Here is an 11,794-nt window from a genome sequence, read left to right as displayed (position 1 = left end):
CTGATGACAGTGCGTCCAGACTGCTCCAGGCCAAGTGACTGATCTTGCACCGACTCGGGATGTACGCTTATTCCCCGCGCTCGTCCCTGACCTGCACCTTGCCGTCCGCCACCCGGACCGGGAACGTCGCCACCGGTTCGTAGGCGGGCGGGGACAGCGCCTCGCCCGTCAGCAGGGAAAAGCGCGAGCCGTGGCGCGGGCAGACGACTTCCTGGCCTTCCACGTCGCCGCCGCAGAGCGGCTCGGCCTCATGCGAGCAGAGGTCCTCGATGGCGTAGTAATTGCCATCCACATTGAATACCGCGACCTGGACGCCATCGACATCGACGCTGCGGCAAGTGCCGGGCGCGAAGTCCTGGGCTTGGGCGACATCGATCCAATCACTCATTTCAGAGCAGCCCCAGTTCCAGGCGTGCCGCCTCGCTCATCCGTTCTCTCGACCAGGGCGGGTCCCACACCAGTTCCACCTCGACTTCTTCCACCCCGCTGGCTTCCATCACGGCGCCCTCCACCACGCCAGGGAATGTCTGCGCCACCGGGCAGCCCGGTGCGGTCAGCGTCATGCGGATGCCCACCTTGCCGCTGGCTTCGTCCACCGATAGCTGGTAGATCAGGCCAAGGTCGTAGATATTGACCGGGATCTCGGGGTCGTACACCGTGCGCAAGGCCGCTATCACCCGCCCCTCGAGGCTGTCCGGCTCAGGCTCGAACCTGTCTTCGTGTTCCCTGGCCTTGTGCAGCCAATCGATCATGCTCATGGTTTTACTCCGTTGAGACCGGCCTGGCGCTGTTCTCCAAAGCGGCTTGCATGGTATGCCACGCCAGGGTGGCGCACTTCACGCGTGCCGGGAACTCGCGCACGCCGGCCAGGACCTCCAGCTTTCCCATCGGCACCTCGGCCTGCCCCGGCGCTCCGGTCACCAGCGCGTGGAAGCCGGAGAACAAAACCCGCGCCTGCGCCTCGGTCTTGCCTTTGAGCGCTTCTGTCATCAGCGAGGCCGAGGCGGTGGAGATGGCGCAGCCCGAGCCCTCGAAGCTGGCGTCCTCGATCACCCCGTCGCGGATTCTCAGGTACAGCGTCAACCGGTCGCCGCACAGCGGGTTGAAGCCCTCGGCGCTGCGGTTCGCTGCCGCCAGCCGCCCGAAATTGCGCGGCGAGCGGCTGTGGTCGACAACCACTTCCTGGTAGAGGTTGCGCAGGTCAGACATCAGGCGAATACCTCCTGTGCCGCGCGCACGGCAGCAAACAGTGCATCCACTTCTTCACGCGTGTTGTACAACGCGAAGGAAGCCCGCACCGTGGCAGGCACGCCGAAGCGCTCCATCACCGGCATGGCGCAATGGTGGCCGGCACGGACCGCCACGCCGTGCTGATCGAGGATGGTGCCGACATCGTGCGGATGGATGCCGTCCAGGGTGAACGAGAGGATGCTCGCCCTGTCGGCAGCCGTGCCGATCATGCGCAGGCCGGCGATCCTCGCTGCCTGCGCGCCGGCGTAGGCGAGCAGCGCGTGCTCGTGGGCGGCGATGGCTTCCAGGCCGACCGCGCGCACGTACCTGATGGCGGCGCCAAGGGCGATGACGCCGGCGATATTGGGGGTGCCGGCCTCGAACTTGTAGGGAAGCCCGTTGTAGGTGGTCTTGCGGAACGTGACCTCGCGAATCATGTCCCCGCCGCCCTGGTAAGGCGGCATGGCATCGAGCAGCGCGGCCTTGCCGTAGAGCACGCCGACGCCGGTGGGGCCGTAAAGCTTGTGCCCGGAGAACGCGTAGAAATCGCAATCGAGGGCCTGCACGTCGACCTTGAGGTGCGGCACGGCCTGGGCGCCATCGATCAGCACCGGGATGCCATGGAAATGCGCCAGCTCGATGATGTGTCGCACCGGGTTGACGGTGCCAAGCGCGTTGGAGAGGTGCGTCAGCGCGACCAGCCTGGTGCGGGAGCCGAGCAATTGCGCGAACTGCTCCAGCATTAGCTCGCCGGCATCGTTGATCGGTGCCACCTGCAGCAAGGCGCCGGTGCGCTGGCACGCCAGTTGCCACGGCACGATATTGGAGTGGTGCTCCATCGCGCTGATCAGGATCTCGTCGCCCGGGCGCAGGCGCTGGCCGAAAGTTGCCGCCACCAGGTTGATCGCCTCGGTGGTGCCGCGCACGAACACGATTTCCTCGCGCCCGGCGGCGTTGATCAAGTCTCGCACTGCGTCGCGCGCGGCCTCATAGGCATCCGTGGCGCGCTGGCTCAGGGTATGCACGCCGCGGTGGATATTGGCGTTGAGCGCGCCATAGTAATGCGCTTCGGAATCGATCACGCTTTGCGGCTTCTGGGTGGTGGCGGCGTTGTCCAGATAGACCAGCGGCTTGCCGTTGACGGTCTGGCGCAGGATAGGGAAATCCTGCCGCAGCCGCTCTACCTCCGGGCTGGCGACCGTCAACGCTTGCTCCACGGCCATCAGTTCATGCGCAGCCGTGTTCATGGCAGTTCCTTCACGGGCTCCGGCAGCCGGCCGCGCAAAAGCGTTTCCAGCCGCGTGCGTAATGGGGCAGGGCCGAGCCGCCTGACGACCTCCTCGGCGAAGGCAAAGGTCAGCAGGGCACGCGCCTCGGCATCGTCCATCCCACGCGAGCGCAGGTAGTAGATCTGCTCGGGATCGAGCTGGCCTACGGTGGCGCCGTGGCTGCATTTGACGTCGTCGGCATAGATCTCCAGTTGCGGCTTGGTGTCGACCTCGGCGTTGTCGGACAGCAGCAGGTTGCGGTTGGACTGATGCGCGTCGCTGTGCTGCGCATCGGCATGCACCACCACCTTGCCGTTGAAGACGGCGCGCGAGGCGCCCGCCAGCACGCCTTTATAGAACTCGCGACTCTTGCTGTGCGGGCTGGCGTGGTCGATGCGGGTGTGGTGGTCAATATGCTGCCGCCCGCCGGTCATATACAGCCCGTCCAGCGAGCAATCGGTATGCTCGGCATTCAGCCCGACTTCAATGTCGACCCGCGCCAGGGCGGCGCCCAGGGCAAAGGAACTGGAGGCGACGCGGCTGCCATGCCGCTGGTCCAGGTTCACGCCGGCGATATGGAAGGCCTTGAGGCTCTCCTGCTGCAGCTTGTGATGTTCGACCTGCGCATCGCGCTCGGCAACGATGTCGGTGATGGTATTGGTGCAATAGGCCAGGCCATCCAGGCCCGCGTGATGCTCCACGATGCAGACCTGGCTGCCGGCTTGCGCCACCACGAGGTTGCGCGCATGGGTTGCCAGCTCGCCAGCCGTGGCGAGGAACAGCAAGTGGATTGGCTGTTCGGGGACGGTGCCCGCCGCCACGCGGATATAGGCTCCATCAGTCATGAGCGCCATGTTCAAGGCGGCGAAACCGGACGCAAAACCGGACGGGTACTCGCTTGTGCGACGCACGAGCAGCGCTTCCAGGCAGTCCGGCGCGCGCTCCAGCGTCGCGGCCAGGCTGGCCAGCTCCGTGCCCGCAGGCAGGGCACCAATGCGCGACCATTGCGGCTGGTGCACGCCATTGACGAACACCATCAGGTGCGCGCCGGCCAGGGCGAGCGCCTCGATCTGCGCTGCCACCGCGCCGTCCAGGCCGTCGCCGCCCTGCGGCAGTGCCACGGCAAAGCGGCTTCGCTCGAGTGCGGCCACGCTGGTGTATTTCCAGTCCTCCTGGCGCAGCGTGGGGAACCCGGCCTGGGCGAAATACTCCAGCGCCTGCCGGCGCGCGTGCGCAAGCCAGCCCAGGCGGCGGCCGGGCAGTGCGGCCTCGACGCGGGCGAACTCGGCGAGATAGTGCTCCAGTCCGCTTGCGCTCATGTTGAAGACTCCATCCCGGCATAGCCGTGCCGCTCCAGCTCGCGCGCCAGCTCGGGCCCGCCAGACCTGGCGATGCGGCCTTGCGCAAGCACGTGAACCTGATCCGGCACGATGTAATCGAGCAGGCGCTGGTAGTGCGTGACCAGCACAATCGCGCGTTGCGGGCTGCGCATGGCCTCGATGCCCCTGGCGACGATCTTGAGCGCGTCGATGTCGAGGCCAGAGTCGGTCTCGTCGAGAATGGCGAGGCGCGGCTCCAGCACCGCCATCTGCAGGATCTCGTTGCGCTTCTTCTCGCCGCCGGAGAAGCCTTCGTTCACCGATCGGTAAAGCAGGTCCTGGTCCATTTCCATGAGCTGGAGCTTGTCCTTGACCAGGGCGAGAAAATCCATGGCGTCCAGCGCTGGCTGGCCGCGGTGCTTGCGGATCGCGTTGAGCCCCGCCTTGAGCAGGTAGATATTGGAGACGCCGGGGATTTCCACCGGATACTGGAAGGCGAGGAAGATGCCCGCGCGGGCGCGCTCTTCCGGCGGCATGCCAAGCAGGCTGGTGCCGTCATAGAGGACCTCGCCCTCTGTCACGGTAAAGCGGTCGCGCCCGGCCAGTACGTGGGCCAGGGTGCTCTTGCCCGAACCGTTCGGGCCCATGATGGCGTGCACCTCCCCGGCCTTCACGGCGAGGTCGATGCCGTGCAGGATGGGCTTGTCATCTACGCTGACATGCAGCTTGCGGATCTCAAGCATGGCCGGCTTCTTTCATCCAGTGCGCCCTGCGGCGCGCGCCGTGCGCGCCACGTTTACCCGATGCTGCCTTCCAGGCTCACGCCCAGCAGCTTCTGCGCTTCCACCGCGAATTCCATCGGCAGCTCCTTGAATACTTCCTTGCAAAAACCGTTCACGATCATAGAAACCGCATCCTCTGCGCTGACCCCGCGGCTCTGGCAATAGAACAACTGGTCCTCGCCGATGCGCGAGGTGGAGGCCTCGTGCTCGACCTGGCCGGTGGCGTTCTTAACCTCGATATAAGGGAAGGTATGGGCGGCGCATTTGTCGCCCAGCAGCAGCGAATCGCACTGCGAGTAGTTGCGCGCGCCGACCGCGCTTCTGGCCATCTTCACCAGCCCGCGGTAAGCGTTCTGGCCGTGGCCGGCCGAGATGCCCTTGGAAAGGATGGTGCTCCTGGTGTTCCTGCCGAGGTGCGTCATCTTGGTCCCGGTGTCGGCCTGCTGGTAGTGGTTGGTCAGCGCGACTGAATAGAACTCGCCGACCGAGTCGTCGCCCTGCAGGATCACGCTCGGATACTTCCAGGTGATGGCGGAGCCGGTCTCCACCTGGGTCCACGAAATCTTCGAGCGCGCGCCGCGGCAGTCACCGCGCTTGGTGACGAAGTTGTAGATGCCCCCCTTGCCGTCCTTGTCGCCCGGATACCAGTTCTGCACGGTCGCGTACTTGATCTGTGCGTCTTCCAGCGCGATCAGCTCCACCACCGCGGCATGCAGTTGGTTCTCGTCGCGCATCGGCGCGGTGCAACCCTCCAGATAGCTGACGTAGGCGCCCTGGTCGGCGATGATCAGAGTGCGTTCGAACTGGCCGGTGTTGCGGGCATTGATGCGGAAGTAGGTCGACAGCTCCATCGGGCAGCGTACCCCGGGCGGGATATAGCAGAACGAGCCGTCGCTGAACACGGCGGAGTTGAGCGAGGCGAAGAAGTTGTCGGTATAGGGCACGACCGAGCCGAGATACTGCTGCACCAGCGCCGGATGCTCCCGCACCGCCTCGGAAAACGAGCAGAAGATGATGCCGAGTTCGCCCAGTTTCTGCTTGAAGGTGGTGGCCACCGAGACGCTGTCGAATACCGCGTCCACGGCCACGCCTGCCAGCAGTTCACGCTCGTGCAGCGGCACGCCCAGCTTTTCGTAGGTGCGCAACAACTCCGGATCGACCTCGTCCAGCGTCTTCGGTCCCGCCTTCTGGGAGTGCGGCGCTGAATAGTAGGCGATCGCCTGGTAGTCGATGGGCGGGTGCTTGACCGTCGCCCAGTGCGGCTCGGACATTGTCAGCCAGTGGCGGAAGGCCTTGAGACGCCACTCCCGCATGAATTCCGGTTCGTCCTTGATGGCCGAGATCATGCGGATCACGTCCTCATCCAGCCCGCACGGTACCGTGTCCGTCTCCACGGGCGTGTAGAAGCCATGCTTATAGCCCTGGTTGATCAGTTCGTCGAGCTTGCGTGCCGGGGTTGCCATGATCTGCCTTCGCTTGCCACTGTCACCTGAATCACTGAATGTCGGCTTGCGGCCCGTTTGTGCGTCGGGCGCGCAAGGCGCCAATATCCACCGGGTGCAATACCGGTTGCGCCATATCTGCCAGCGTCACGCCATTCAGTGCGCTAAAAATGACTCGATTGATCGATTGCCAGTTGGCACGGATGGCGCACAGGCCCTCCTGCGCACACAGGCCGGCAGCGACACTGCACTCGGTCATGCCGGCCGGGCCTTCCATGGCGTCAATCACCTGTGCGATCGAGATCTGTTCCGGCGGTCGCGCCAGCTGATAGCCGCCATTGGCACCGCGCATGGACTCCAGCAAGTGGTGTCTTGCCAGCATCTTCAGAATCTTGCTTGCCGTCGGTACCGCCACGCCGATCGCGGCGGCGACCTCTGCGGCACTGTAGATTCGGCCCGGGTTTCGCGCCAAGTGCGTCATGATCACCGTGCCATAGTCAGTCAGCTTGCTTAGTCTGAGCATCGTCGCCACCAGTATTTGCTAATTAGAACTAATTCGGTCCTCATTTGTTCCGACATCCGGGTTCGAAGTCAGGCCAGGATCCGGGGGATCCGCTGGCACAAGGTTGCGGGCGACGGTGTATAGATGATTATCTGCGCGAGCGGCGAGGACTCAGGCATGGTCAACCAACCCATTACCGTCATCACCGGCGCGAGCCGCGGCTTGGGCCGCGCAGCCACGCGCCGTCTGGCCACAGTTGAAGGTCATCTGGTCGTCGCCACGGCGCGCAAGCCGACGGACCTCGCGGCGCTTGAGACAGAACTCCGGCTTGCGGGGCATCCGATTGCATGCCGTCCCCTTGACGTCACGGAGGAAGGCTCGGCGGCCGCGCTGGCCAGCTGGCTGACCGAACGCTTCGGTCGCGTGGACGTGCTGATCAACAACGCTGGTGTTTCACTCGATCACTACAGCACCAGCCTGCTCGAACTGCCGCTCGAGACCCTGCGCCGCACCCTGGAAACCAATCTGTTCGGCGTGCTGCGGACCACCCAGGCGTTGGCGCCACTGCTGCGCGCCAGCCGCGCCGGCCGGGTGGTCAACCTGGCTTCGGGCATGGGACAGCTGGCGGAGATGGGCAGCGGCGTGCCGGCCTACCGAATCTCGAAAACGGCGCTGAATGCCGTCACGCGCATCCTGGCCGCCGAGATGGCCGATAGCGGTGTCAAGGTCAACTCGGTGTGCCCCGGCTGGTGTCGCACCGACCTGGGCGGCCCCGATGCGCCGCGCTCGCCGGAGCAGGGCATCGACACTGTGATCTGGCTGGCAACGCTGCCCGACGATGGCCCCACCGGCGGGTTCTTCCGCGATCGCCAGCCGATTCCGTGGTAGCCCAGGCGCGTCGTACATCAAGTCGCGCGCGTGGGCGTCTATTTGCCGAAGACTGTCTTAAATAATTCACGTCACGCCTTGATAATTCGTATAGGGCGGTATTGAATGAATTTTCCCGGCGCGCGCGGTACGCGCCCGGTGGTCAAGCACCTTGCAGAGGGGGGCAATTCGCCGCATGGACCAGGCGCCCGGCGCGACGATAGTCATCAACGCTTCCCAGTAAATCAAAAAGACGCAGGAGACGAACGTGCTGAGTCCTCATGAATTTGCCGCACTCATTCTGGTCAAGCAAGCCCCGAACCCGGAAGAACTGGACCCCATGGCGATTGACACGCTGCTCGCGCATCAATTTGTCACGCTGGAAAACCAGCCTTCCGGTCAAGCGTGTCCCCGCCTCACCCAGCGTGGCGATTCCCTTCTGAAGGCTGTCGCGCGGTTTCGCTAAGGCCGCTGCCCCGTCCCCCCTCGAATACCTTCCCGCCCGTGGCAGGAGACAACCATGCGCATTCCGCCTTCTCTGTACGGCGTTCTGCTGGCCGCATTGATTGGACTCGGCGGTTGCGCCATGCCGGACAAGCCGAAGCCAACCATGCCTTCGTTATACGAACGGCTTGGTGGCATCCAGGCGATTACAGCGGTCGTCGACGATTTTGTTGGAAATGTTGCTGCCGACTCGCGCATCAATGCAAAGTTCGCCACGGCCAATATTCCGCGTCTGAAGACGAGACTGGTTGAACAGATTTGTGCTGGCGCAGGGGGGCCATGCACTTACTCTGGGCGTGACATGAGGACCGCGCACGCCGGCATGGGAATCACCAATGGCGAGTTTGATGCGCTGGTGGAAGACCTGGTGAAGTCGCTCGCCAAATTCAAGGTGTCGCCTCAGGAACAGAAAGATTTGCTCGGCATGCTAGGGCCAATGAGGAAGGATATCGTCTCTCGATAACCCTGCTTTCCCTCACCCTCGCGTCGGCCCACTGACGACCGGGCTGCGACGCGCTCGGCCATGCGCCCCGGAGGGCTGTCAGCACATACCCTCGGTTGACGTCGAAATTTATGTGCGTAAAATTCAATTCATCAATATGAATATCGGCACGCACCAGGCCCCTGATGGCCGCGCGTCGTGCCGGCGCCGGATTTCGACAACCGCCGTCCAGGAGACCCCCGAATGAAGCCGTTTTCGCGCCGCCGCCTGATGCTGTGCGCCGCCGTGCTGGGCGCGATGCCCGCGCTGGCCTGGAGTGACACCTATCCCAGCAAGCCCATCCGTATGGTGGTGCCGTTTGCGCCAGGCGGGGCCACCGATGTGGTGGCGCGGCTGATTTCGCAGAAGCTGGGCGAAGCGCTCAAGCAGTCGGTGGTGGTAGAAAACCGCCCCGGCGCCAACGGTATCATCGGCACGGACATCGTGGCGCGCGCGGCGCCGGACGGCTACACGCTGCTGCTGAACAGCGCCGGCGCGCAGACCCTCAGCCCGGTGCTGTACAAGGCGGGCTATGAGCCGCTGAAGAGCTTTGCGCCGATCTCGCAGATCAGCAATATCGGCTTCGTGATGGTGGTCCACCCGTCGGTGCCGGCCAAGACCGTGCAGGAGTTCGTGGCGCTGGCCAAGTCGAAGACCAAGCCGCTGAGCCTGTCGGCCGGCAGCAGCATGATCGAGCTGATCGGCGCCACCTTCAAGTCCGCGGCGGGCACGCCGGACGTTGTCAGCGTGTCTTACCGCGGCACCGGGCCGCAGATGCAGGCGGTGGTGGCGGGGGAGGTCGACATGACCATCGACCCGTTCAACGGCATGGCGATGATCAAGGCCGGCAAGCTGCGCCCGCTGGCGGTGTTCGCGTCCAAGCGCTCGCCCGCGCTGCCGGATGTGCCGACCATGCATGAGGCCGGCTATGACGGCATGGCCTTCAATTCCTGGGCGGGCCTGTTGGCGCCGGCCGGCACGCCCAAGGAGATTGTCACGCGGCTGAACCAGGAAGTGAACCGCATCCTGGCGCAGCCCGAGATCAAGCAGCGCCTGGCAGCGATCGACTATGAGGTGGTGGGTGGCACGCCGGAGCAGTTCGCCGCGACCATTGCCGAGGATGCGGCGCGGTGGGTCAAGATCGTCAAGGATACGAACTACAAGGCTGGAGCGTGAGGGCTCAGGCTGGTGCAGGCGTCGCCTGCCGCACCAGCCAGCTGCGGAACGCGCGTGCCGCGGCCGGTTCCATCCGGTCGCGCGGCCACACCGCGTAGTAGCCGCCGCCCAGGCTGGCGCTGGCGTCGCTGGCGCGCACCAGCAGGCCTTCGCGCAGGCAGGCGTCGATCATATGGCGCCAACCCAGCACGATGCCCTGGCCTTCCATGGCCAGCTGCAGCAGGATCGGGTACTGGTTGGAGGTCAGCACGTTGCGCAGCGTGGCATCGGGCAGGCCCTGGCTGGCCAGCCAGGTCTGCCAGGACATCCACTGGCGCTGGCCGTCGTCGAGCATCAGCAGCGTTTCATTGGCCAGCGCGGCCGGGGCCAGCGTGCGGCCGTTCAGGTAGCCCGGCGCACACACCGGGAACACTTCCTCGCCATACAGCCGTCGCGCCGCCAGTCCGGGCGGAGGACCCTCGCGCAGGTAGTACATGCCGATATCGAACTCCGCCGGCGACAGTGACGCCAGGCTGTCGTTGACGGTCAGGCGCAGCTGGATCTCGGGGTGCGCCTCGCGGAACGAGGTCAGCCGCGGCGTCAGCCACAGCACCGCAACGCCGCTGGAGCACGCCACTGTCAAGGCGGTATGGCTGCGCACCTTCATCACGTCTTCGGTTGCTTCGGCGCAGCCCACCAGCAGGCGCTGCACCACCTCGGCATAGCGCTGGCCGCTGACGGTCAGGCGCAGCGCGCGCGGTTCGCGGATAAAGAGCTTGCGCCCGAGAAAGTGTTCCAGCTGGGCCACCTGGCGGCTGATCGCACTTTGGGTCAGGTGCAGTTCGGCCGCGGCGCGGGTGAAGCTGCCGTGGCGCATCGCGGCTTCAAACGCGACCAGGTTGGGCAGGGGCGGGAGCGGGGAAATGCGCATGGGGGCTTCCGGTCAGAGAGGCCCCCATGATAGACCGCCGGTGTAGGCCAGCGGGAGGGGCGCGCCGCCCGGGTCAGCCTTCGCGGCGGTGGATGCGGCCGGCCTGCATCACCACGCTCAGGCGCTCGCCCTGGCCGGCGATCAGGCCGATATCGGCCAGCGGGTTGCCGTCGACCAGCAGCAGGTCGGCCAGCGCGCCGGCGCGCACGGTGCCAAGCTCGCCTTCGCGCTGCAGGATGGCGGCGGCGATCGAGGTGGCCGAGCGGATCGCTTCCAGATTGCCGAGCAGCTCGGCGCGGATGCGGAACTCTTCGGCCTGGTGGTCGTGCATCTCGCCCAGCAAGTCCGAGCCATAGCCCATCGGCACGCCGGCATCGGCATAGATGCGCAGCGAGTCGCGGCCGGCCTGGCGCACGGTCTCGATCTTGGCTACCGAATCGGCCGGCAGGCCCAGGCGGGCGCCGTCGCGCGCAAGCGCGTCGTAGGTGACCAGCGTCGGCACCGCGAAGGCGCCGTGCTTGCGCATCTCGTCGGCGGCAGCGCGGTCGACCAGGTTGCCGTGCTCGATGGTGCGCACGCCGCAGCGCACCGCGCGCGTGATGGCGCGGCCGGTGTAGGCGTGGGCCATCACATAGGTCTGTGCGGCTTCGGCTTCGGCCACGATCGCGCGGATCTCGTCTTCGCTGTACTGGGTGTTGCCGATCGGGTCGGTGGGCGAGGCCACGCCGCCCGAGGCCATGATCTTGATCTGGCTGGCCCCTTTCTGGATTTCTTCGCGCACGGCCAGGCGCACGGCATCGACGCCATCCACCACGCGCGCGATGGCACCGGCGCGGAAGGCGCACGAACAGGGCTCGAGCACATCTGAGCGCGGACGGAAATCACCATGGCCGCCGGTCTGCGACAGCGCCTTGCCCGACGCAAAGATGCGCGGCCCCGGCACCAGCCCGGTGGCAACCGCCTGCGACAGGCCCCAGTCGGCGCCGCCGGCATCGCGCACGGTGGTGAAGCCGCGCTCCAGCATGCGCTGCATGATCGGCAGCGCGCGGATAGCCACCAGCACGTTGGGCTGCACCGCGTTCAGGCCGAGGTTGGCCAGCGAGGCCAGCACGTGCACGTGGCAGTCGATCAGGCCGGGCATCACGGTCTTGCCGCGCGCGTCGATGCGCTGTGCGCTGGGGGCATCGATGGCCGGGCCGACCGCGGCAATGCGCTCGCCTTCAACCAGCACGTCGTGGCAGCGCAGCAGCTCGCCCGTGCCGGGTTCGAGCACATCGCCGCCGTGGAAAAGGATCTGGGGACTCTGGGACATA

At 65.7% G+C, this 11,794-nt stretch carries 14 protein-coding genes; 4 read left to right on the top strand and 10 right to left on the bottom strand.

The window, feature by feature from the left end; translation table 11 throughout:
- Positions 1-67: 67 nt before the first annotated feature.
- Genes CNE_RS25465 through CNE_RS25430 form a run of 8 tightly spaced genes read right to left on the bottom strand, consistent with a single transcriptional unit; the run spans position 68 to position 6,564 of the window.
- Entirely contained in the window at positions 68-388 is a 321-nt protein-coding gene (locus CNE_RS25465; protein WP_013953174.1) for a non-heme iron oxygenase ferredoxin subunit, read from the bottom strand.
- A gap of 1 nt (position 389) precedes the next feature.
- Entirely contained in the window at positions 390-758 is a 369-nt protein-coding gene (locus tag CNE_RS25460; protein ID WP_013953173.1) for an SUF system Fe-S cluster assembly protein, read from the bottom strand.
- A 4-nt stretch (positions 759-762) separates the two neighbouring features.
- Positions 763-1,209, bottom strand: coding sequence for a Fe-S cluster assembly sulfur transfer protein SufU (gene sufU, locus CNE_RS25455; RefSeq protein WP_013953172.1), 447 nt, complete (start codon positions 1,207-1,209; stop codon positions 763-765).
- On the bottom strand, positions 1,209-2,477 hold the full coding sequence (locus tag CNE_RS25450) for a cysteine desulfurase (protein ID WP_013953171.1): 1,269 nt from the start codon (positions 2,475-2,477) through the stop codon (positions 1,209-1,211). The genes sufU and CNE_RS25450 overlap by 1 nt, the downstream gene beginning before the upstream one ends.
- Positions 2,474-3,817, bottom strand: coding sequence for a Fe-S cluster assembly protein SufD (sufD, locus tag CNE_RS25445; RefSeq protein ID WP_013953170.1), 1,344 nt, complete (start codon positions 3,815-3,817; stop codon positions 2,474-2,476). The genes CNE_RS25450 and sufD overlap by 4 nt, the downstream gene beginning before the upstream one ends.
- A complete protein-coding gene (sufC, locus tag CNE_RS25440; RefSeq protein ID WP_013953169.1) occupies positions 3,814-4,560 on the bottom strand; it encodes a Fe-S cluster assembly ATPase SufC in 747 nt (248 codons plus the stop codon). The genes sufD and sufC overlap by 4 nt, the downstream gene beginning before the upstream one ends.
- A gap of 53 nt (positions 4,561-4,613) precedes the next feature.
- Positions 4,614-6,062, bottom strand: a complete 1,449-nt coding sequence (gene sufB / locus CNE_RS25435; RefSeq protein WP_013953168.1) for a Fe-S cluster assembly protein SufB — start codon at positions 6,060-6,062, stop codon at positions 4,614-4,616.
- Positions 6,063-6,093: 31 nt separating this feature from the next.
- The gene (locus CNE_RS25430; protein WP_013953167.1) at positions 6,094-6,564 is read right to left on the bottom strand and encodes an SUF system Fe-S cluster assembly regulator; all 471 of its coding nucleotides are present in this window, start codon (positions 6,562-6,564) and stop codon (positions 6,094-6,096) included.
- 156 nt (positions 6,565-6,720) lie between these two features.
- On the opposite strand from CNE_RS25430, the gene CNE_RS25425 reads away from it, so the two are divergent.
- From CNE_RS25425 to CNE_RS25410, 4 genes are all read left to right on the top strand, one after another.
- Entirely contained in the window at positions 6,721-7,431 is a 711-nt protein-coding gene (locus CNE_RS25425; protein WP_013953166.1) for an SDR family oxidoreductase, read from the top strand.
- Positions 7,432-7,678: 247 nt separating this feature from the next.
- Positions 7,679-7,876 carry a hypothetical protein gene (locus CNE_RS25420; RefSeq protein WP_013953165.1) on the top strand — a complete coding sequence of 66 codons (198 nt, stop codon included), beginning with the start codon at positions 7,679-7,681 and terminating at the stop codon, positions 7,874-7,876.
- Between the two features lie 54 nt (positions 7,877-7,930).
- On the top strand, positions 7,931-8,377 hold the full coding sequence (locus CNE_RS25415) for a group I truncated hemoglobin (protein ID WP_013953164.1): 447 nt from the start codon (positions 7,931-7,933) through the stop codon (positions 8,375-8,377).
- Positions 8,378-8,599: 222 nt separating this feature from the next.
- Positions 8,600-9,571, top strand: coding sequence for a Bug family tripartite tricarboxylate transporter substrate binding protein (locus tag CNE_RS25410; RefSeq protein ID WP_013953163.1), 972 nt, complete (start codon positions 8,600-8,602; stop codon positions 9,569-9,571).
- A 4-nt stretch (positions 9,572-9,575) separates the two neighbouring features.
- Here CNE_RS25410 and CNE_RS25405 read toward each other — a convergent pair whose 3' ends face one another.
- Together CNE_RS25405 and CNE_RS25400 are read right to left on the bottom strand one after the other, a co-directional pair.
- Complete coding sequence (locus CNE_RS25405; RefSeq protein ID WP_013953162.1) at positions 9,576-10,481, bottom strand: LysR substrate-binding domain-containing protein; 906 nt, start codon at positions 10,479-10,481, stop codon at positions 9,576-9,578.
- 73 nt (positions 10,482-10,554) lie between these two features.
- Positions 10,555-11,793, bottom strand: coding sequence for a metal-dependent hydrolase family protein (locus tag CNE_RS25400; RefSeq protein WP_013953161.1), 1,239 nt, complete (start codon positions 11,791-11,793; stop codon positions 10,555-10,557).
- Position 11,794: the final 1 nt, after the last annotated feature.

The sequence above is a fragment of the Cupriavidus necator N-1 genome, assembly GCF_000219215.1.
In the GTDB taxonomy this organism is placed as follows: domain Bacteria; phylum Pseudomonadota; class Gammaproteobacteria; order Burkholderiales; family Burkholderiaceae; genus Cupriavidus; species Cupriavidus necator.
This window is presented reverse-complemented; position numbering and strand designations above follow the sequence as displayed.

What these genes read in the sequence shown, in the direction of transcription:
- CNE_RS25465 (WP_013953174.1), bottom strand. Translation starts at nt 388, where the DNA reads ATGAGTGATTGGATCGATGTCGCCCAAGCCCAGGACTTCGCGCCCGGC.
- CNE_RS25460 (WP_013953173.1), bottom strand. Translation starts at nt 758, where the DNA reads ATGAGCATGATCGATTGGCTGCACAAGGCCAGGGAACACGAAGACAGG.
- sufU (WP_013953172.1), bottom strand. Translation starts at nt 1,209, where the DNA reads ATGTCTGACCTGCGCAACCTCTACCAGGAAGTGGTTGTCGACCACAGC.
- CNE_RS25450 (WP_013953171.1), bottom strand. Translation starts at nt 2,477, where the DNA reads ATGAACACGGCTGCGCATGAACTGATGGCCGTGGAGCAAGCGTTGACG.
- sufD (WP_013953170.1), bottom strand. Translation starts at nt 3,817, where the DNA reads ATGAGCGCAAGCGGACTGGAGCACTATCTCGCCGAGTTCGCCCGCGTC.
- sufC (WP_013953169.1), bottom strand. Translation starts at nt 4,560, where the DNA reads ATGCTTGAGATCCGCAAGCTGCATGTCAGCGTAGATGACAAGCCCATC.
- sufB (WP_013953168.1), bottom strand. Translation starts at nt 6,062, where the DNA reads ATGGCAACCCCGGCACGCAAGCTCGACGAACTGATCAACCAGGGCTAT.
- CNE_RS25430 (WP_013953167.1), bottom strand. Translation starts at nt 6,564, where the DNA reads ATGCTCAGACTAAGCAAGCTGACTGACTATGGCACGGTGATCATGACG.
- CNE_RS25425 (WP_013953166.1), top strand. Translation starts at nt 6,721, where the DNA reads ATGGTCAACCAACCCATTACCGTCATCACCGGCGCGAGCCGCGGCTTG.
- CNE_RS25415 (WP_013953164.1), top strand. Translation starts at nt 7,931, where the DNA reads ATGCGCATTCCGCCTTCTCTGTACGGCGTTCTGCTGGCCGCATTGATT.
- CNE_RS25410 (WP_013953163.1), top strand. Translation starts at nt 8,600, where the DNA reads ATGAAGCCGTTTTCGCGCCGCCGCCTGATGCTGTGCGCCGCCGTGCTG.
- CNE_RS25405 (WP_013953162.1), bottom strand. Translation starts at nt 10,481, where the DNA reads ATGCGCATTTCCCCGCTCCCGCCCCTGCCCAACCTGGTCGCGTTTGAA.
- CNE_RS25400 (WP_013953161.1), bottom strand. Translation starts at nt 11,793, where the DNA reads ATGTCCCAGAGTCCCCAGATCCTTTTCCACGGCGGCGATGTGCTCGAA.